The organism is Dyella sp. (assembly GCF_051954575.1).
Classification (GTDB): domain Bacteria; phylum Pseudomonadota; class Gammaproteobacteria; order Xanthomonadales; family Rhodanobacteraceae; genus Dyella_B.
This window is the reverse complement of record NZ_JBQCHP010000007.1, coordinates 33,065-52,434: the sequence shown is the minus strand read 5'-3', so window position 1 is coordinate 52,434 and position 19,370 is coordinate 33,065. Positions and strand designations below refer to the sequence as shown.

Sequence of the window (19,370 nt, the reverse complement as noted above, 5' to 3'; positions counted from 1 at the left end):
ACTATGCAAACGCTACTTTTCGAACAAGGCGTGCAAAGGATTGCCGATGACGTTACCGGACCGATCACCTATTTTCCGGAAGTCATAACGCCCGCATTGGCGGCATCCTGGTTCAACAGCTTGCGGGAGGAGGGCGATTGGCACGAAAGCACGCGCATGATGTACGAGCGCCTGGTGGGCGTGCCACGCCTGCATTGCCACTACGCCATCGCCAAACCAGGTTTGCCGAACGTGCTGCGCGATGCGCTGGCGGTGGTGAAGCAGCACGTCGATGCGCCGTTCAACAGCATTGGCCTCAACTGCTATCGCGATGAGCACGACAGTGTGGCGCCGCATAACGACAAGCTGCATGAGCTGATCCCGCACCAGCCGATCGTGCTGCTGTCATTGGGCGCGACGCGCACCATGGTGATCCAGCGCAAGAAACCACCGCGGCTGAAGACGGAGCTGGAACTGGAAGCCGGCAGCCTGCTGTTGATGGGCTGGAACGCGCAGCTGCATTACGACCACAGCATTCCGAAATTGCATCATCCGGTGGGAATGCGGATCAGCGTGGCGTTTCGGGTGCGGCCGGAGCGCGAGAATAAAAAATGGTAGGTTGGGGTGCGAACCCCAACACCGAAACATGCGTGCATGACGACGTTGGGGTTTGCACCCCAACCTATATCGTCATCATCGCCGCTTCGCGAAATTACTTCGCCGCCCGCGCCTTCAACGCCGCCACCGCCGGCAGCTCCTTGCCTTCCAGGAATTCCAGGAACGCGCCGCCGCCGGTGGAGATGTAGGACACCTTGTCCTCGATCCCGTATTTGTCCACCGCGGCCAGGGTGTCGCCGCCGCCGGCGATGGAGAACGCCTTGGAGTCGGCCACCGCATGCGCGAGCACTTCCGTGCCTTTGCCGAATGCATCGAATTCGAATACGCCGACCGGGCCGTTCCACACCACCGTGCCGGCCTTGGCGATCAGTTCGGCGTACAACCTGGCGGTTTCAGGACCGATATCCAGGATCATCTCGTCGTCCTTCACCTGATCCACCGCCTTGACCGTCGCCGGTGCGTGCGCGGAAAATTCCGGCGCCACCACCACGTCCACCGGCATCGGCACTTCGGCGCCGCGACGCTTGGCGTCGGCCAGCACTTTCTTGGCAGCGGGCAGCAGGTCGGGCTCGTACAGCGAGTTGCCGACCGAATGGCCCATCGCCGCAATGAACGTATTGGCGATGCCGCCGCCGACGATAAGCTGGTCGACCTTGCCGATCAGGTTTTCCAGCAACGTCAGCTTGGTCGACACCTTGGAGCCAGCGACGATCGCCAGCAGCGGATGCGCGGGATGTTCCAGCGCTTTGCCGAGTGCATCCAGTTCCGCGCAGAGCAAGGGGCCTGCCGCGGCGGCCGGCGCGAACTTGATCACGCCATGCGTGGACGCCTGCGCGCGATGGGCGGTGCCGAAGGCATCCATGACGAAGACGTCGCACAGCGCGGCGTACTGCTTGGCCAGCGCTTCGTCATCCTTGCCTTCGCCGACATTCATGCGGCAATTTTCCAGCACCACCACTTCGCCTTCGGCCACCTCCACGCCACCGAGATAATCGGCAACCAGGCGCACCGGCTTGCCGAGGTGTTCGCCCAGCCACTTGGCCACCGGTTCGAGCGAGGATTCGGCATCGAACTGGCCTTCCTTCGGACGACCCAGGTGCGACATCACCATCACCTTGGCGCCGGCGGCGAGTGCGGCCTTGATGGTGGGCAGCGAGGCGTCCAGGCGCTGCGTGGAGGTGATGCGACCGTTTTCGATCGGCACGTTCAAGTCTTCGCGGATCAGCACGCGCTTGCCGCGCAGGTCGAGGTCGCTCATGCGGGTGATGGTCACGGGAAAACTCCTGGCAGCTTGGACAAGGTGGGCACAAAGGCCGGAACTGCGTATTTTCCCGCCCGCCCTGCGGCGATGCAAACAGTGAAGGGAATAAACTTAGGCTTCCTTTCCACGGATCGGCTCATGTCCTCCAGCCTCGTTCTCTATAGTTACTGGCGATCCAGTGCCGCCTTCCGCGTACGCATTGCGCTGAATCTAAAGGGTTTGCGTTACGAAACGCGGGCAGTGCATTTGCTGCACAACGGCGGCGAGCAACATTCGCCCGGCTACGTGGCGATCAATCCACAGGAACTGGTGCCGGCCCTGGTCGATGGAGATCGCGTGATCACGCAATCCATGGCCATCGTCGAATACCTCGATGAAACCCATCCGCAGCCGGCGCTGCTGCCGGCCGACGCGGCGGGGCGCGCTCGCGTGCGTGGACTGGCGCAGATGGTCGCCTGCGACATCCATCCGCTCGGCAATCTGCGCGTACTGCAACACATCGGCGCGCAATTCGATGCCGATGACGAACGCAAAGGCAGCTGGATGCGGCATTGGATCAGCGTCGGCTTCCAGGCACTGGAAACGATGCTGGCGAGCAGCAAGCACACCGGCCGCTATTGCCACGGCGATACGCCGGGCCTGGCCGATCTGTGCCTGGTGCCGCAGGTGTACAACGCGCGGCGCTGGAATATGTCGCCGGACGACTATCCGACGATCCGGCGCATCGATGCCGCCTGTGCGGAGCTGGAAGCATTCCAGCAGGCGATGCCGGAGCAGCAGCCCGACGCGCCGAGATAAGTCGCATACGGCGCTCCACCCACTCGTTATCATGCATAGATGGCTACCGAACAGCATGCTGTCCCGATGAGCGACGAAGAGCGGATCAGGCTCGAGCCTTCCTGGAAAAACCGTATCGGCGATTACCTGCAACGCCCCGAGATGCGGGCGTTGTCCGAATTCCTGCGTGCGGAGAAACGCACGGGCAAGGTGATCTATCCGCCGGGGCCGGAAATCTTCAATGCGTTCCAGCACACGCCGTTCGATGCGGTGCGGGTGGTGATCCTGGGACAGGATCCGTACCACGGCCCGGGGCAAGCGCATGGCTTGTGCTTCTCGGTACGCCCGGGTGTACCTGCGCCGCCGTCGCTGGTGAACATCTTCAAGGAAATCGCGCGTGACCTGGGCATTGCGCCGCCCGACCACGGCTGCCTGACGCCGTGGGCCGACCGCGGCGTGCTGCTGCTCAACGCGGTGCTCACCGTGGAGCGCGGGCTGGCCGCCTCGCACCAGGGCAAAGGTTGGGAGGGTTTTACCGATGCGGCCATCGATGCGCTCAACCGCGAGCGTGAGGGCATCGTTTTCATGTTGTGGGGTTCCTATGCGCAGCGCAAAGGTCAGCTCATCGATACTCGCCGGCATGCCGTATTGAAAGCGGTGCATCCCTCGCCGCTGTCGGCGCATCGGGGGTTTCTCGGCTGCGGGCATTTTTCGGCCGCCAACCGGTACCTGCAGGCGCACGGGCAGGCGCCTGTCGACTGGTCCCTGCCGCCCCGAGCGCAACTGGAGGCGGCTGGCTAGCCGCGGGCCGCCCACGGGATGCTGGCAATTTCGAGACCGCGTATTCACTCCCCGGAAGTCATGCTTGAAACCCCTTCGCCGGGCATCCACCCCACATGGACAAGCGCCCGGGATTCGTGTACTATTCGGTACATAAAAGGCGCCGGAACTCGCCGGTGCCTTTAGCACTCCAAGTGCCAGAGTGCTAAGCTCCACCCCATCTTTAGGAGGTTCCAACATGTCCCAAGCCTTGGTGACGGCCAATTTGCCGGTTCCTAGCGTCGTTGGCAGCCTGGATGCCTACATCTCGGCGGTGCACCGCATCCCGGTGCTCAGCCAGGAAGAAGAACAGGACCTGTCACGCCGATACCTTGAGGGGAGCGATCTGGCTTCCGCCCGCAAACTGGTGATGTCGCACCTGCGTTTCGTGGTCCACGTGGCGCGTGGCTATAACGGCTACGGTTTGCAGCTCTCCGACCTCATCCAGGAGGGCAACATCGGCCTGATGAAGGCGGTCAAGCGTTTTGACCCGGACCAGGGCGTGCGCCTGGTCAGCTTTGCCGTACATTGGATTCGCGCGGAGATGCACGAATTCATCTTGCGCAACTGGCGCATTGTGAAGGTGGCCACCACCAAAGCGCAGCGCAAGTTGTTCTTCAACCTGCGCAAGAGCAAGAAGCGCCTGGGCTGGATGAACGCCGAGGAAGTACGCATGGTCGCGAAGGATCTCGGTGTGCCGGAAGCTACCGTGCGCGAGATGGAATCGCGCCTGTCCGGCCGCGACATCGGCTTCGAGGCGCCGGCGGATGCCGAAGAAGACGCCAAGCCGGCACCGGAAGCGTTCCTGATCGACGATGGCGCCGATCCCTACCAGAACGTCGCCGACGCCGACCAGACCGACAACCAGCTGGAAACCCTTTCCAGCGCGTTGGAAAAACTGGACGAACGCTCGCGCGACATCATCCAGCGCCGCTGGCTCAATGAAGAAAAGGCCACGCTGCAGGATCTTGCCGATGAGTACGGTGTTTCCGCCGAACGCATCCGCCAGGTCGAAGCCAACGCGATGAAGAAGATGCGCGCGTTGTTTGCGGCCTGAGCCGGCATTCACACGCTCGTGCAAACGGCCTCCCTCGCGGAGGCCGTTTTCGTTTATGCGTTGCGCGCGCGATCAATACAGATCGATCGGATCCACATCCAAGGACCAGCGCACCTTGCGCGCACTCGGCAACTGCGCAAGCTGCATCGACCACGGCCGCACTGCGGCATGCAGATCGCGCCGGTTGGTCGCTTCGATCAGCAATTGCCCGCGCTGGCGTCCGGCGCGCAGCGGCATCGGTGCAGGCATGGGACCGGCGATCTGTAACTTGCTCGTATCGGGCAAGGCCGCGCACGCTTCGGCAAGAAACGCATCGACTGCCGCACGCTGATGCGCTTCACAACGCAGAAGCACCTGGTGTCCATAAGGCGGCAATCCGGTCTGCTTGCGTTCGGCAAGCAGTTCTTTCACCGCGGAGGCATAACCTTGCGAGAGCAAGGTGCGCAGCAGCGGATGATCGGGATGATGCGTCTGCAACAGCACGCGCCCGGGCTTACGCGCGCGTCCTGCGCGTCCGGCCACTTGCACCACCAGCTGGGCGAGACGTTCGCTTGAACGAAAATCCACGCTGAGCAGGCCTTCGTCCACGCCGACGATGGCTACGAGAGTGAGATTAGGCAGATCGTGACCCTTCGCCAGCATCTGCGTGCCGACCAGGATGGCCGGAGCATCCTGCGCCAGGTTGTCCAGCAATTGCTCGAACGCATCGCGGCGGCGCGTGGTTTCGCGATCGATGCGCAGCACTGGCGTCTGCGGAAAATGTGCGGTGAGCGTCTCTTCCAGGCGCTCGGTACCTTGGCCTTGTGGTTTCAGCTCCTGGCTGCCGCAAGCGGGGCAAGCGGATGGCACCGGCGCCTGCAGATCACAGTGGTGACACGCTAGCTTGCGCCATGCGGCATGCAAGGTAAGCGGGTGTTCGCAGCGCGGGCATTCAGCATGCCAGCCGCAGTTATGGCAGAGCAGCACCGGCGCATAGCCGCGACGATTGCGGAACACCAGTACCTGCTCGCCGCGCGCTACGGTTTCGCCGACCACATGCAGCAACGCGGGCGAAAGGCCGTGCTCCAGGCGCTGAGCGCGCATGTCGACGATCTGCACCTGCGGCGACTGCGTGGCGGCAGGACGCGAACGCAGATGCAGCGCGCGATAACGGCCGGCTTCGACGTTCGCCAGGCTTTCCAGGGACGGCGTGGCCGAACCGAGCAGCACCGGCACTTGCAAGGCGCGTCCGCGCACCAGCGCCAGATCACGCGCGTGATAGCGAAAGCCTTCCTGCTGCTTGTACGCGCTGTCGTGTTCTTCGTCGACGATGATCAAACCCGCATGCGGCAGCGGCGTGAACACCGCCGAGCGTGTGCCCAGTACGACGCGCGCTTCGCCCGAACGCATGCGTAGCCACGCGCGCGCGCGTTCGCCTTCGGCAAGGTTGGAGTGCAACACTTCCACCGGCACGCCCAGCCGGTCGCGCAGCCGGCGCACGGTCTGAGGCGCCAAGCCGATCTCCGGCACCAGCAGCAGCGCCTGTCTGCCTTGCGCAAGCGTGCGTTCGATCAGCGACAGATACACCTCGGTCTTGCCGCTGCCGGTGATGCCATCGAGCAGAAACGGCTGGAAGCAGCCGAAGGCTTCGGTGACCGCGGCCACCGCGGCATCCTGCTCCGCATGCAATGCATGCGCAGGCGCGGCGGGAAAGAATGTTGCCGAAGGCGCGGGTTCGGCGCGTTCGATCAGGCCCGCTTCGGCGAGCCGACGTGCGGCAGCGCGCCAGTCGGGCAGGGTTGCATCCAGCTCCGTCGCGGACAACGGGCCGGCAAGCAGGGTCTGCAACAAAGCACGACTGCCGCCGCGCCGGCTACCGGCATCCAGTGCGCTGCGTCCGGCTATCGTCAACTGCCAACTCGGTTCCCGGGTTTCCGGCAGCGCCTTGTCTTCGCGCAGCAGCAAGGGAAGCGCGTTGGCGTAGGCTTCGCCGGGTGCGCCGAGCCAGTAGTCGGCGGCCCACGCCAGCGTCTGCATCAGTTCGGCATCGAGCAACGGCTCGTCATCCAGCATGCGCAGCACGCGTTTCAGCCGGGTGTTGCCTACCTGCGCGGGCACGTCGGTTTCCACCACGACACCCACGACCTTGCTGCGGCCAAAGGGTACGAGCACCCGGCTGCCCGCCACCGCCGTTCCCGACGCGGGCGGCAGGTAGTCGAACAGGGTAGCTAGCGGAACCGGCAGGGCGATGCGAAGAACGAGAGACATGACGTCCGAGGGAGTCCGGCGTGGGCGGGAGTGTATCGCGCTCGGCGGGTACGCACTCACGAAAATCCGACAGGGAAGCCACGCTGGATGCTTGCCGGCGATTGCTGCCCTGTCATCTAGGAAAAACCGCTAAGTGGCTCACAAAGCCTGGGTTTTCCCCTTATCCACAAGAGTTGTGGATAAGTCTGTGGATGTGCCGTTGAGAGGAGCCCGTTTCGCGCATCAGAGCGGGTCTTGTGACAGGCTGTTCAACTTTTGACCAGCTAAAAATCCCTAAGGGTTTCAATGTGTTGAAAGAGCGCTTCGAGGTCGTCCTAGGGGCCTTCACGGGCTTGACAGGTTTGTATGTCAATACCTTGACGCTGTGCAAAACCAGGCTTTTGGCCTTCCGGAAGTAACAATCAGTGGGCTAGGCCAAGGATCAAGTCGACCGCCAGGAACAGCAGCAGCAGCCAGAAGTAGCACCAGCCCACGAAGGCGTATTTCACCACCGTCATCACCCAGCCTTGACGGTAGATCCGCTTCTGCATGATCAGCAGGTAGGCCGGTATCCACAGGATGAGCGGGGCCTGCAGCCAGCCCACGATGGAACCGGCCCAGACCGCGTACGACTTGAGCCAGGTGGAAAGCAGGCCGGTGATGACGATCAGCAACAGGCTCAGGAACAGGAACGCATGGCTGTGCAGCGAGACGATCAAGTGCTCCATGTAGAGCCTGCGCTTGAACAGGTAGAACAGTTTCAGCAGCAGGGCGAACACCGGCACCAGCACTAGCATGGTGCCGGGCAGTGCGCCGTAGATACCGGCGGCCAGGTGATCCCAGGCTTCCTGGCGCTGTGCGGGCGTGCCGTGATGGGCAAGCGCCTTGCCGTTCTTCTTCATATGGTCCAGCGCATCGGTCAGGCGCTGATTGGCGAAATCCGGTAGCCAGCGGATGTGGACCGGCTTGATGGGCGTATCCAACTGTTCGGTGGCGTCGTCATCGGGCTTGCTCGCGGTCGACGTGCTGGGTGGCGCGCCGAGCTCGATCAGGCGCGCGTTCGCCTGTTCGCGCAGCTTCTGTTCGGCCTGGTCCACCTGGCTGGCGATGGCGGTATTGCCGATGGTGCGAGTGGCTTCGAGCGCCGCCAGCTTGCGATCGAGCTGATGCTGAACTTGCTTCGCGGTCTGCGCTTGCGAGAAATCCTCGCCCTGATCGACCAGCACGGCATGCTGGTGACGCTGCTGCACACGATGCGCAATCACGTCCGTGGCCAGGTGCAATGCGAAAAACGACAGTAGGCACAGCACGAACATCAAGCGGAACGGGGCGATATACCGCACCCGCCGGCCGCTGAAATATTCCAGCGTAAGAAAGCCGGGCTTGAGGAACAGCGCCGGCAGCGTATGCAGGATACGTCCGTCCACGTGCAGGAAGGTTTCGAAGAATTCTTCGAACAGGCCGTGCACCGGGCGCAGCACGCTGTGCACCGACTGGCCGCAGTGATGGCAATACTCGCCTTCCAGCGGCGTCTGGCAATTGGCGCAGAGCGCGCCTTTGTGGATGGTCAGTTCCTTCATGCGCGTATCCCCTGGTGTAGCGTTAAGGCAACACTGATCAAGTATCGCCGTCGTCACCAGCCCTGTCTGTTCGCAGGCCATAGGGCCGTCGGCGAAGGCAGACTGGTGGTCTGTCGAGACGGCGGACCGAAGGCATGCGGACAGACAGGGCTGGCCCCACGTATTGCATGTAAATGATGGGGTGATGCCTGGAAGGCCCGCAGGCTGCGCCGCGCGGCTTGGCAAGACGGCCAGTCTTCCCGGCGCCACGCAACACACCCTGCGAGCCTTCCAGGCATCATGACGACGGCGATACTTGGTCAGTGTTGCCTTAAATCTTGGCAGGAGAGCGGGAAACAAGGAACGGGGTAGAATGATCGGCCCTGGAGTACCCATCCATGAAACCCATCCATATCGACCGAGCCCGGGTCGCGCGGGAGATCGTCGCCACTGTGCGGCTGGCCCTGCCGTTGATCCTCACCCAGCTCGCCGCGATCGGCAGCAATGTGATCGATGCGGTGCTATCCGGTCACGTCGGCGCGCATGTACTGGGGGCGGTGGCAATAGGTACCAACATCTGGTCGCTGGCGATCGTCAGTGGCATCGGCATGATGATGTCGGTGCCGCCGTCGGTCTCGCAGCTGGACGGTGCCGGTCGCCGGCACGAAGCGGGGCAGGTGTTCCACCAGGCGATCTGGCTGGCGCTGGCCATGGGCGTGCTGCTGTGGCTGTTCATAAGGCACGCCGAACCGCTGATCAGGCTGATCGGCGTCTCGCCCAGCCTGTACAGCGACGTAGGCGAATTCCTGCGTGCGATCAGCTGGGGTACGCCGGCGTTGACCTGTTATTTCGCGTTGCGTGGCTTGTCCGAAGGCTTGTCGCTGACGCGTCCGTCGATGTACTTCAGTTTCGGCGGCCTGGCGCTGTTGCTGCCGCTTGGCTACGTCTTCATGTTCGGCAAGCTGGGGTTGCCGCCGATGGGCGCGCGCGGTTGCGGTATCGCCACCGCCACCGTGTTGTGGATCGAGATGTTGTCGTTCGGCACCTACGTGTATTTCCATCGCAACTATAAGGGGCTGGGCGTCTTCACCCATTTCGAATGGCCGAACCTCAAACGCATCGGCGCGCTGGTGCACATCGGCTTGCCGATGGCGATCACGCTGCTGGCCGAAGGCGGCCTGTTCGTGGCGGCGGCGCTGTTGATCGGCACCATGGGCGAGCACATGGTGGCCAGCCACCAGGTTGCATTGAATGTGGCGGCGCTGTTCTTCATGGTGCCGCTGGGGTTGGCGATGGCGATCACCGTGCGCGTGGGCAATGCGGTCGGGCGCGGCGATGCCTCCGGCATCCGCTATGCCGGATTCTGCGGCATCGGGCTGACGCTGGTGACGCAGGCGACGTCGGCCTGCCTGATGCTGGGCTTTCCACACCTGATCGCGTCGCTCTATACGCATGACCAGACAGTGATTGCGCTGGCGGCGCAGCTGCTGGCGCTGGCGGGCTTGTTCCAGTTTTCCGACGGCATCCAGGTGGCGTCCAACGGCGCGCTGCGCGGCCTCAAGGACACGCGCGTGCCGATGGCGATCACCCTGTTCGCCTATTGGATGATCGGCATGCCGGTAGGCTGGTGGCTGGCGTTCCATGCCGGCCTGGGTGCGCGCGGCATCTGGATGGGCCTGATCGCCGGCCTCAGCATGGCGGCCGTGCTGCTGTTCGTGCGCTTCTGGCGCAGCGCTCGCCGGCATCGAGTCGGGACGTTTGGCCCTGTTGCGCCAAGCGTCGCGGATGCGACCATCTCTTCGTAAGCTGCATGGCATGCGGCCAAGGATTTCGAAGCATTTATGAGCACACCTCCGCCCATCGGCCGCCCGCGGCAACCGAACGGATTCTGGGCCTTCCTGCGTGTCTTCGGGCGCGGCCTCAACATCGTGCGGCTGATCATCCTCAACGTGCTGTTCTTCACGTTCCTCGGACTGTTCGTGCTGATGCTGCTGGCGGTGGGCGCGGCCAAGCACGTCAACGACATCCAGGACAGCAGCGTGCTGGTGCTGCGGCCGGAAGGGCGGCTGGTGGAGCAATACAGCGTCAGCCCGCTGCAGCGTCTGATGTCCAAGCTCTCGGGCGACGAAGCCAAGGAAGTGCAGGTACGCGACCTGGTCGATGCGATCGACGCGGCGGCGACCGATTCGCGCATCACGCGCATCGTGCTCGATCCGGGGCATATGCACGCCGGCGGTTTTGCGGCGCTGACCGAAGTGGGCGCGGCGCTGGATCGCTTCCGCGCCGCCGGCAAGCCGGTGATCGCGTGGGGCTCGGACCTGGATCAATACCAGTACTACCTGGCTGCGCACGCCGACCGTGTGCTGCTCGATCCGCAAGGCAGCCTGTTCATCACGGGGCTGGCGAACTATCGCCTGTTCTACAAGGACCTGCTCGACAAGCTGGGCGTGAACGTCTACCTGTTCCGCGTGGGCCAGTTCAAGAGCGCGGCCGAACCGTTCGTGCTCGACCATGCCTCGCCGGAATCCAAGGAGGCCGACAGTTATTGGATGGGCGGGCTCTGGGACGGCTATATCGCCGACGTCGCCAAGCTGCGCAAGCTCGATCCCGCTACCGTGCGCGCAGGCATCGATGGCTTGCCCGATCGCCTGCAGGCAATGCAGGGTGATCTGGCCAAGCTGGCGCTCGACGAACATTTGATCGATGGCCTTGCCACGCGTGAGGAACTGATCGACACGTTGCGTTCGCAAGGCGTGCCGGCGGGCAAGGATGGCCACGGTATTCGAGGCGTGAGCCTGGACCGCTATTCGGCCGTGGTGCCCGATCGCGACAAGCCCGGCGCTTCCGCCGTCACAGTGGTGGTGGCGGAGGGCGAGATTTCCGGCGGGCAGCAGTCGGCCGGCTCGATCGGCGGCGAATCGACCGCCGCGCTGGTGCGCAGCGCGCGCGAAAACAAGCGCACCAAGGCGCTGGTGTTGCGCGTGAATTCACCTGGCGGCGAAGTATATGCCGCGGAGCAAATTCGCCGCGAAGTGGCGCTGACGCGCAAAGCCGGCATTCCGGTGGTGGTATCGATGGGCGACGTAGCGGCCAGCGGCGGCTACTGGATCTCGATGAATGCGGACCAGATCTACGCCGAACCTAACACCATCACCGGCTCGATCGGTATCTTCGGCATGTTCTTCACCGTGCCGGGCACGCTGGGCAAACTCGGCATCACCAGCGACGGCGTGAGCACCGCGCCGCTGGCCGGTGCGTTCAACATCACCCGGCCGCTCGATCCGAAGGTCGGCACGGTGATCCAGTCGATCATCGACAAGGGGTATCGCGATTTCGTCGGCGGCGTAGCGAAGGCGCGCGGCAAGGACTACTCCGCGATCGACGCCATCGCGCAGGGCCGTGTGTGGACCGGTAGCCAGGCGCAGCAACGCGGACTGGTCGACCAGCTTGGCGGGCTCGATGCCGCCATCCAGAAAGCGGCGGATCTGGCGAAGCTCGGCAAGCATTACGCGGTGCGCTACCAGGAACAGCCGAAGGGTGCGTTCGAGCGCTTTGTGGTCAGTCTCAATCAATCGGCCATGGCGTCGTCGCTGCAGAGTTATGGTCTGAAATTGCCCAGCTGGTTTGCGCAATTGCAGACGATGGCGCCAGAACTGGAAATGCTGCGCACGGCGCAGGCGGGGCATCCCAACGTTTACGCATATTGCTTCTGCTCGCCGCAGTAGATGTAGGCTGGGATGGCATCCCAGCCTGCCTGCAGCTACGGATCAACCCACGCTGGCGTGGAAATAATCGCCACGCCGCTCCACGCTTACGGGCATGTCGAATGCGGCGCTCAACACCTCGTCGGTCAGGGTGTTCGCCTTGCTGCCTTGCCGCAGCAATTGCCCATTGCGCAGCACGACCACGTGATCGATTTCCGGCAGGATTTCCTCGACGTGATGCGTCACCAGCAGCAAGGTCATGCCGCTTTGCGCAAGCTGGCGCAGATTCTCCAGAAAGCGGCGACGGCTGGCCGGGTCCAGGCCGGTGCACGGTTCGTCCAGCAACAATGCTCGCGGACGATGCACCAGCGCACGTGCAATCAACACGCGTCGCGCCTCGCCCGTGGACAGGCTGGCCATCTCGCGGCCAATCAACGGTAACGCTTGCACTTGATCCAGTGCTTTCAGCGCGCGCTCGCGCATGGACTCGGTCACCTGATGGTTGACCCACAAGCCGCGCGCCGCAAAGAAACTGGACACCACCGCATCGAATACTTCCAGCGGCGATTCCTCGCTGGTGTAGTCGCCTTGCAAGGCGGGCGAGACGATGCCGATCAAGCTGCGCAACTCGCTCACGTTCCAGCGATCACGCCCGAAAATGCGGATCGCCGGCTGACCGTCTTCACGTGCAAGCGGATAGATCTGCCGTGCAATCAGACGGATCAGCGTGGATTTGCCCGAGCCGTTGGCGCCGAGAATGGCCGTATGCTGGCCGCTGGCAAGGCGCAGGCTGAGTCGGTCAAGGATCAGGCGCTCGCCACGCTGCACGCTGGCTTCGTGGATGTCGAGCAGGGGGATGGATTGGGGATGTGTGGCGTCGGGACTCATGCCCGAACCTTGCCTGCAACGCGGAACGATGGCAAGCGTTGAACGTGTACGGACGCCTAAACGTCCGTACGAGGACGCGCATTATTGCGTCTGCTGATCGACCTGTTTGTCCTGCTCGGAAGCCTGCTTGTCGACCACTTTCTGCACGTCCTTCGCCCGTTGTTCGTCGTGTTTCATGGCGTCCCATGGCGCACTGGGCTGCGCGGCGGCCTTGGGATCGGATTGCGGTTGCGGCGGTTTGTTGTGGCAGGCACTGAGTGCCAGCAGGCAGAGCAACACGGTTGCGGTTTTCATGGCGCCACCTCGATCAGCAAGTGGCAAGTGTCTCGCCACACGGCAGCGAGAACAAGCCGCCCCCGGCCGGGCAACCTATGCAGAAACCGAACAGAGGTTCTAAGCTCCGCCCATGAACAGCCGCATCGATGCTTGGCAACTGCAGGAACACACCGCGCTGATCACCGGCGCCAGCAAAGGCATTGGTTATGCCACCGCGCGCGAGCTCGCCGGGCTGGGCGCGGACCTGCTGCTGGTCGCGCGCGATGACGACTATCTGGAGCAGGTCCGCGTGGAATTGACGGACGATTACCCTGGCGTGGAAGTGCTGGCGTTCGCCGCCGATGTCAGCGAGCCCGAGGATCGGCTGGCCGTGTTCGATTGGATCGCCGACCTCGGCACGCCGCTTTCCATCCTTGTCAACAACGCAGGCGGCAACGCGCCGAAGGCCACGCTGGACTACGAGGACGCCGAATATCGCGCGATTTTCGAGCAAAACCTGTTTTCCGCCTACGAAATGTGCCGGCTGGCGCATCCGCATCTGGCGCAGCACGCCAACGGGGCGATCGTGAACGTGGGCTCAGTATCCGGAGTGACTCACGTGCGTACGGGTTCGCCGTATGGCATGAGCAAGGCGGCGCTGCATCAGCTTACGCGCAACCTTGCGGCCGAATGGGCCATCGACGGCATTCGCGTCAACGCGGTGGCTCCATGGTATATCCGCACCCAGCGTTCCGAACCGGCGCTGGCCGATGCCGATTATCTTGACGAAGTGCTGGACCGCACACCGCTGCGCCGCATCGGCGAACCGGAAGAGGTAGCCGCCGCCATCGCGTTTCTGTGCCTGCCGGCCGCAAGCTACATCACCGGACAGGTGCTGGCGGTGGATGGTGGGTTTTTGAACTACGGCTTCTGAGCGTCTGCACTTTTCCACAACACTTGGGGAAAGGCTGGTGGCAACCCTGTGGATAAGCGCTCGCGATGCTTATGCGGCAATCACTTGCATGACATTGCGCAGCTTTTGCTCAGCAATGGCTCAATTCGGCGGACAGCTCTTTCTCGCGTTGAAGCAGGGCCGGCTGATCGGCCTTGAATGCGCGCGACAGTTTGCGTTCGTTCTCATCATATTGATCGCGTAAGGTGGCGCAGGTGTCTTGCGGCGTAAGCGGTTCGCACTGGTCCTGCACCAGCACGTAGTTGCTGGCGACCATCGCCGCGTTCGGCGACGCACGCGGCGCGACGTGCCCGAGCGGGGTAGGGAGCATGCCGGTCATCGCGATCGGTGCGTAATAGGGCTGAGGATTCCCGTTGCTGCTCAGATAGGTGCTGCGATCCGTGGCGCGCGCGCATCGGTACATGGTGGAGGGCGGTGTACGTGGCGCGGCGGGAGGTGGTGCCGGCGTAGCAGCTACATGCGCGGGCGGCGAGCTCGGCGGTGTTGGCAGCGGCGAAGCAGCCGGTCCGCGATCGTCCAGCTCCATGGTTTGCTGCTGCTGGTCGCGTGCGCAAGGCGTGCCCTGGTAAATCAGTTGCCCGTTCGCTGCACGACACTTATATACGGTAAGCGTTTCCGCCCGTATCGGCGCAGGTGACGGCATTCCCAGCGCAATAACGAGGAAAGCCATCGACATGACGATTGCGCATGAGCGGGTCATGCCGCGATTCTACGCTTGACCGAGGAATCAGAATTCGACGTGGTGCTCTTCGGCAGCGAAACCGACCGTCACCGCGCCTTCGCCCACATTGACCATGCCGGTGATGCTCATCGGCGCCTGCATCAGCATCACGTTGCATTCCCGGCACGCATCGGCCAGTTGCTGATAACCGGGCAGCTTGGGCAGCTCGTTCAGATCGCCGCCGTAGGCCGTGCACATCACCGGCACCAGCAGTCCGGCGCGGACGCGGTCGGCCGCATAGCTGAACAGCGTCTCGCAACCATGCTCCCACCCGCGCACCTTGCCGACAGGCGTGGTCTCGCCGCGGTAGCCACGCAGCAGTGGCTTGATGTCCAGCGTGGAACCCAGCACCGCACTGAGCAGCCCCACGCTGCGGTCACCCTTCTTCTTGGCGCGCGCGCGCAGGTAATACAGGTCGCGTGGCAGCATGTAGCCGTAGGAGTTCTCGGCGACGTACGCCAGCCGTTCGCGTATCGCGGCCGGCGTCTCGTTGGCCTGGATCAGTCGCACCGCTTCGACCACGCATGGCGCGGAACCCACGAACAGGCTACGCGTATCCAGTACGCGCATCAGGAACGGCCCGGTGATGCCCGCCGGCTCGCGCACCTTGCGATAGTTCTTCAACACCGCAAAGCTGGCCTTGACCACGTTGTCGTAAATCGCGCTGCGCCCGGCGGTGATGGTGAGGCAGAACACGCAATCCTTCTCCAGCACCAGCTTGTCCAGAAACAGCTTCTGCACATCGTCCACCGAACAGGGCTCGGTTTCCGCCGAGTGACTGCGGCTACCCAGGTCGAGCTTCAAAAAACGCTCGATTTCAGCCGGATCGCGATCGTCCTTGAAGGTGGACTTGTCGACCTTTACCGCGATGGGCATGACCGCGATGTCGTGTTGCTGCAGAAAGTCCTGTGGCAGATCGCAGGATGCATCGATAGCCAGGCCCATTCGCATGTCGCCAACCCCCTTCAGTGCATGGCGTGCTCAACATAGCACGCACCTATCTGACGACCTTGCCGCGATGCGGGAAGGCTGCGAGGGACGGTCATATGGGGAGTTTTTCGATGCCAGGTGTGCGCCAGGCGGGCTCCAGCGCGCTGTCAAGATGATTCCCTGGCGATTCCCGGTGTCCCGAGAAACGCTGCGAGCAAAAAACGAGCCATGTTGGCCTATCCCAGCATGCAAGATAATGCGCGCTTGGGCTCGTCCGGAAAACCAAGGCGCAGTCTAACCTGGCCGACCGACCGGAATCGTGGGGAAATCTTGTCCTTTGTGTTAGAAGACTGTTATCCTCAGGCCTGTGAGGATCGTAATTTTTTTGTAAGAGAGCAATTGTGGCGTAAGGGTGTACGGATCGCAGCATCCGTCAAGTGGGGAGCCAATCCGAACACGAGCATAGGCGCACCAGCCTCTACGTGACCGCCTGCTTGTCATCCAAGGGCAAAGAAGTTCGATTTTCTGCGTTTGTGTAGGAGGGGAAGTTCACCTCCTTTGTTCAAAGTTCTTATTCGGGGAGAGGGGTTACAAAAATGAAGTATGGAACCAGCAAACTTTCTTCTGCGGTTCGCCTCGCGCTTTCTCTGGGCGCCGTCATCGCGGTAGGTTCGACGGCCACCGTCGCATTTGCCCAGGACACCAGCGCACAGAGCCAGCAGGCGGACCAGAGCAAGGCCAAGCAACTGGAAACCATCACGGTGACCGGTTCGCACATCCGCCGCGTGGACGTGGAAACGTCCAACCCGGTGGTCACCATCGATTCGACCGCCATCCGGGCCAGCGGCAAGCTGACCTTGGGTGACCTGGTGCAGTCGCTTCCTGCGGTGACCGGCGGCAACGTCAACCCGCAGGTGAACAACGGCGGCGGTACCGGCGGTACCACGGTCGGCCTGCGCGGCCTCGGCGCGCAGCGCACCCTGGTGCTGATCGACGGTCGTCGTATCGTCAACAACGCCAGCAACAACCTGGTCGACATCAACTCGATCCCGACCGACATGGTCGACCGCATCGAAGTGCTGACCGACGGCGCTTCGGCCATCTACGGTTCGGATGCGATCGGCGGCGTCATCAACGTCATTCTGAAGAAGAACTACAACGGCGCCATGCTCTCGGCGCAATATGGCCAGTCCGGCCATGGCGATGGTGCTTCGAAGTCCTATAGCGCAGCCTTCGGCCATACTTCGGACAGCTGGGACATCATGGGCGGCGTCGCCTACAACCAGACGGACGGCATCCTGGCCAGCCGACGCAAGTTCTCCAAGAATTCGGTGTCGATCAGCGGCGGTCCGACGTCCAGTGGCAGCTACACGCCGGTGCATTCGTTTGTCGGCGGTTCAAGCTTTGGCCAGTACGGCCACATCCAGGTACCAAAATCACTGCAGGGAACGAATGGCTTCCCAAGCTGCGGCAACGTTGCATTGAACGCCGGGGCCTCTGGTGCGAGCGGCAGCGACTACCACTGCTTCGGCAACAGCGACAAATACAACTACGCCTCGGTCAACCTGATCGATACCCCGCAGAAGCGCACCAGCGTCTGGTTGAAGGGCGATTACAAGTTCAACGATCATTTGACCGCCTATGTCGAGGGTTACCACAACAAGACCACCGCCAGCTTCCAGTTGGCGCCGGCCTTGCTGGGTGTCGCTTACGGCCTGGTGATCCCGCAGAACAACCCGTACAACATTTTCGGCGTCGCATTCGATCCCACGCACAACGATTTCCGCCTGCGTGCCGTGTCGATTGGCAATCGCCAGGCCGATTCCAAGAACACTACTGATCAGTGGGACGGCGGCTTGAAGGGCGATTTTGGCCTTTTCAACCAGAACTGGACCTGGGACCTGAACATCGACTACGGTCGTTCGGCGCAGGATCTCACCACGTTGAACTTGCCGAACATGAACGTGATCAATGCGGACCTGGCCTGTACCTCGGCCAGCAATGGCTGTACTCCGCTGAACATCTTCAACCAGTTCGACCCTGCCTCGTCCAAGACGCTGAGGGAAGCTGCACGGCCGGCGTACAGCCGTACGCTCAACACCCAGCAGGTTTACACGCTTGAGGCCAACGGCGGTCTGTTCGACCTGCCAGCCGGTACGGTGCAGCTTGCTGCAGGCATGGACTACCGCAGGGAAACAGTCAGCAGCCATATCGACCCGCTGCTTACCATCGATCCGAGCACCGGCAACTGTATCCTCGGCAGTCAGTGTAGTTCGCCGCTGTCCGGCAGCTACAACGTGAAGGAAGGTTACTTCGAGCTGTTCGTACCGGTGTTGGCCAATCTGCCTGGTGTGCAGTCGCTGAACGTCACTGTCGGCGACCGTTACTCCTCGTACAGCAGCCTTGGCAGCAGCCGCATCGGCAACACCAACAACACCAAGTTTGCGATCGAATACCATCCGATCTCCGACCTGCTGTTGCGCGGCACGGTGGCCACGGTATTCCGTGCGCCGAACGTCGCCGACGTATTCGGTTCGCCGATCAGCGACGCACCCTTGCTCAAGAATGACCCCTGCAACGGCGCCACCGCCGCCAATCCGGCCTGCGTAGGCGTGCCTCTGAACGGCAGCTTCGTGAACACCGACGTGGCGCTGGGTCAGCAGATCAAAGCCTTGGCCACTGGTGCGCAGTATGCGGGCCTCGCACTCAAGCCGGAGAAAGGCAAGTCGTTCGATTTCGGCCTCGTGTACTCGCCCAGCTACGTGGATGGCCTGTCGCTCAGTGCCGACTTCTGGCACATCTACATCAACGATACGATTTCGGCAGTGGGCGCGCAGACCGTGCTCAACAGCTGCTATGACGGCCTCACGCAGTTCTGTCCGCTGATCTCGCGTTTCACCAGTGGCGTCAACGCCGGCCAGATCAATCAGATCATCGAGCCGACCGCCAACCTGGGCACCACCACCACCGGCGGCATCGACTTCTCGACCCGCTACAAAGTGCCGCATTTCAGCTTCGGTGATTTCGTCGTCGGTATCGATGCCACCTACCTGAAGTACTACAACCAGCAGACCGCACCGGGTACGGCCGCCAACGTCACCTTCTACGACGCTGGGCATCTTGCGCCGTATGGTTCTCCGCAGGCGGCTACTTGCCCAAGCGGTGGCGGCATCTGCCTGTTCCCGCGCTGGCGCGGTCAGACCTTTGTCAACTGGACGATGGGCAACTGGTCGGCATCGTGGCGTACGCGCTACATCGGGCGCTTCCAGAACGGTTCGCTGAGCCCGAGCCAGGATACCCACCCGGTCGCCAACAACGGCGGCGGTTCGCCGATTCCGGGCCAGGTGTTCAAGTACGGCGCCACGGTGTACCACGATATCTCGTTCGGCTATAACTTCGAGCCGTACCACACTCGTGTGGACGTCGGCGTCAACAACCTGAGCGACAAGCAGCCGCCGTTCCTGTATGCGAACAACACGCTCAACGCCAACACCGACCCGACAGACTTCGACTTGATCGGCCGTTATTACTACGCCCGCGTCACGCTGACCTTCTGATCGACGTCAAGCATGTAGGTGTGTTCAACTCAAGGGCCGCGCGGGA

General features: G+C 62.6%; 15 protein-coding genes. 8 read left to right on the top strand and 7 right to left on the bottom strand.

Translation table 11 applies throughout. From position 1 onward, the window contains the following. Positions 1-3 precede the first annotated feature (3 nt). Positions 4-597: an alpha-ketoglutarate-dependent dioxygenase AlkB gene (locus ACTHNE_RS01015; protein ID WP_324943318.1), complete on the top strand. Its 594-nt coding sequence runs from the start codon at positions 4-6 to the stop codon at positions 595-597. 94 nt (positions 598-691) lie between these two features. Here the strand turns inward: ACTHNE_RS01015 and ACTHNE_RS01010 are convergent, their stop codons facing one another. Further along, entirely contained in the window at positions 692-1,870 is a 1,179-nt protein-coding gene (locus ACTHNE_RS01010) for a phosphoglycerate kinase (RefSeq protein WP_440268344.1), read from the bottom strand. A gap of 126 nt (positions 1,871-1,996) precedes the next feature. Here ACTHNE_RS01010 and maiA point away from each other — a divergent pair, with 126 nt between their 5' ends. The 3 genes from maiA to rpoH all read left to right on the top strand — a co-directional run bounded on the left by maiA (position 1,997) and on the right by rpoH (position 4,511). Beyond that, a complete protein-coding gene (gene maiA, locus ACTHNE_RS01005) occupies positions 1,997-2,656 on the top strand; it encodes a maleylacetoacetate isomerase (protein ID WP_324943311.1) in 660 nt (219 codons plus the stop codon). Between the two features lie 66 nt (positions 2,657-2,722). Continuing rightward, positions 2,723-3,436 (top strand): uracil-DNA glycosylase, encoded by a 714-nt coding sequence (gene ung / locus ACTHNE_RS01000; protein ID WP_324943305.1) that lies wholly within the window; start codon positions 2,723-2,725, stop codon positions 3,434-3,436. 217 nt (positions 3,437-3,653) lie between these two features. Beyond that, positions 3,654-4,511, top strand: a complete 858-nt coding sequence (gene rpoH / locus ACTHNE_RS00995; protein ID WP_324943302.1) for an RNA polymerase sigma factor RpoH — start codon at positions 3,654-3,656, stop codon at positions 4,509-4,511. Positions 4,512-4,583: 72 nt separating this feature from the next. On the opposite strand, the gene ACTHNE_RS00990 is transcribed toward rpoH, so the two are convergent. Beyond that, the gene (locus ACTHNE_RS00990; RefSeq protein ID WP_440268343.1) at positions 4,584-6,758 is read right to left on the bottom strand and encodes a primosomal protein N'; all 2,175 of its coding nucleotides are present in this window, start codon (positions 6,756-6,758) and stop codon (positions 4,584-4,586) included. Between the two features lie 401 nt (positions 6,759-7,159). Then, the gene (locus tag ACTHNE_RS00985) at positions 7,160-8,317 is read right to left on the bottom strand and encodes a DUF3667 domain-containing protein (RefSeq protein WP_440268342.1); all 1,158 of its coding nucleotides are present in this window, start codon (positions 8,315-8,317) and stop codon (positions 7,160-7,162) included. A 377-nt stretch (positions 8,318-8,694) separates the two neighbouring features. On the opposite strand from ACTHNE_RS00985, the gene ACTHNE_RS00980 reads away from it, so the two are divergent. Both ACTHNE_RS00980 and sppA read left to right on the top strand, forming a co-directional pair. After that, complete coding sequence (locus ACTHNE_RS00980) at positions 8,695-10,101, top strand: MATE family efflux transporter (RefSeq protein ID WP_440268341.1); 1,407 nt, start codon at positions 8,695-8,697, stop codon at positions 10,099-10,101. Between the two features lie 36 nt (positions 10,102-10,137). Continuing rightward, complete coding sequence (gene sppA / locus ACTHNE_RS00975; protein ID WP_440268340.1) at positions 10,138-12,021, top strand: signal peptide peptidase SppA; 1,884 nt, start codon at positions 10,138-10,140, stop codon at positions 12,019-12,021. A 42-nt stretch (positions 12,022-12,063) separates the two neighbouring features. Here sppA and ACTHNE_RS00970 read toward each other — a convergent pair whose 3' ends face one another. Both ACTHNE_RS00970 and ACTHNE_RS00965 read right to left on the bottom strand, forming a co-directional pair. Then, positions 12,064-12,888, bottom strand: a complete 825-nt coding sequence (locus ACTHNE_RS00970; RefSeq protein ID WP_440268339.1) for an ABC transporter ATP-binding protein — start codon at positions 12,886-12,888, stop codon at positions 12,064-12,066. A gap of 81 nt (positions 12,889-12,969) precedes the next feature. Further along, on the bottom strand, positions 12,970-13,182 hold the full coding sequence (locus ACTHNE_RS00965) for a hypothetical protein (RefSeq protein WP_324938184.1): 213 nt from the start codon (positions 13,180-13,182) through the stop codon (positions 12,970-12,972). A gap of 112 nt (positions 13,183-13,294) precedes the next feature. Here ACTHNE_RS00965 and ACTHNE_RS00960 point away from each other — a divergent pair, with 112 nt between their 5' ends. Then, positions 13,295-14,077 carry an SDR family oxidoreductase gene (locus ACTHNE_RS00960; protein ID WP_324938187.1) on the top strand — a complete coding sequence of 261 codons (783 nt, stop codon included), beginning with the start codon at positions 13,295-13,297 and terminating at the stop codon, positions 14,075-14,077. A gap of 109 nt (positions 14,078-14,186) precedes the next feature. Here ACTHNE_RS00960 and ACTHNE_RS00955 read toward each other — a convergent pair whose 3' ends face one another. Together ACTHNE_RS00955 and ACTHNE_RS00950 are read right to left on the bottom strand one after the other, a co-directional pair. After that, positions 14,187-14,792 (bottom strand): DUF4124 domain-containing protein, encoded by a 606-nt coding sequence (locus tag ACTHNE_RS00955; protein ID WP_324938190.1) that lies wholly within the window; start codon positions 14,790-14,792, stop codon positions 14,187-14,189. Positions 14,793-14,843: 51 nt separating this feature from the next. Continuing rightward, positions 14,844-15,788, bottom strand: a complete 945-nt coding sequence (locus ACTHNE_RS00950; protein WP_440268338.1) for a DegV family protein — start codon at positions 15,786-15,788, stop codon at positions 14,844-14,846. Positions 15,789-16,363: 575 nt separating this feature from the next. Between ACTHNE_RS00950 and ACTHNE_RS00945 the strand changes: the two genes are divergently transcribed. Further along, positions 16,364-19,324, top strand: a complete 2,961-nt coding sequence (locus ACTHNE_RS00945; RefSeq protein ID WP_324938198.1) for a TonB-dependent receptor domain-containing protein — start codon at positions 16,364-16,366, stop codon at positions 19,322-19,324. Positions 19,325-19,370: the final 46 nt, after the last annotated feature.

What these genes read in the sequence shown, in the direction of transcription:
- ACTHNE_RS00970 (WP_440268339.1), bottom strand. Translation starts at nt 12,888, where the DNA reads ATGAGTCCCGACGCCACACATCCCCAATCCATCCCCCTGCTCGACATC.
- ACTHNE_RS01015 (WP_324943318.1), top strand. Translation starts at nt 4, where the DNA reads ATGCAAACGCTACTTTTCGAACAAGGCGTGCAAAGGATTGCCGATGAC.
- ACTHNE_RS00945 (WP_324938198.1), top strand. Translation starts at nt 16,364, where the DNA reads ATGAAGTATGGAACCAGCAAACTTTCTTCTGCGGTTCGCCTCGCGCTT.
- sppA (WP_440268340.1), top strand. Translation starts at nt 10,138, where the DNA reads ATGAGCACACCTCCGCCCATCGGCCGCCCGCGGCAACCGAACGGATTC.
- ACTHNE_RS00980 (WP_440268341.1), top strand. Translation starts at nt 8,695, where the DNA reads ATGAAACCCATCCATATCGACCGAGCCCGGGTCGCGCGGGAGATCGTC.
- ACTHNE_RS00955 (WP_324938190.1), bottom strand. Translation starts at nt 14,792, where the DNA reads ATGTCGATGGCTTTCCTCGTTATTGCGCTGGGAATGCCGTCACCTGCG.
- ung (WP_324943305.1), top strand. Translation starts at nt 2,723, where the DNA reads ATGAGCGACGAAGAGCGGATCAGGCTCGAGCCTTCCTGGAAAAACCGT.
- ACTHNE_RS00965 (WP_324938184.1), bottom strand. Translation starts at nt 13,182, where the DNA reads ATGAAAACCGCAACCGTGTTGCTCTGCCTGCTGGCACTCAGTGCCTGC.
- ACTHNE_RS00985 (WP_440268342.1), bottom strand. Translation starts at nt 8,317, where the DNA reads ATGAAGGAACTGACCATCCACAAAGGCGCGCTCTGCGCCAATTGCCAG.
- ACTHNE_RS00950 (WP_440268338.1), bottom strand. Translation starts at nt 15,788, where the DNA reads ATGCGAATGGGCCTGGCTATCGATGCATCCTGCGATCTGCCACAGGAC.
- ACTHNE_RS00990 (WP_440268343.1), bottom strand. Translation starts at nt 6,758, where the DNA reads ATGTCTCTCGTTCTTCGCATCGCCCTGCCGGTTCCGCTAGCTACCCTG.
- ACTHNE_RS00960 (WP_324938187.1), top strand. Translation starts at nt 13,295, where the DNA reads ATGAACAGCCGCATCGATGCTTGGCAACTGCAGGAACACACCGCGCTG.
- maiA (WP_324943311.1), top strand. Translation starts at nt 1,997, where the DNA reads ATGTCCTCCAGCCTCGTTCTCTATAGTTACTGGCGATCCAGTGCCGCC.
- rpoH (WP_324943302.1), top strand. Translation starts at nt 3,654, where the DNA reads ATGTCCCAAGCCTTGGTGACGGCCAATTTGCCGGTTCCTAGCGTCGTT.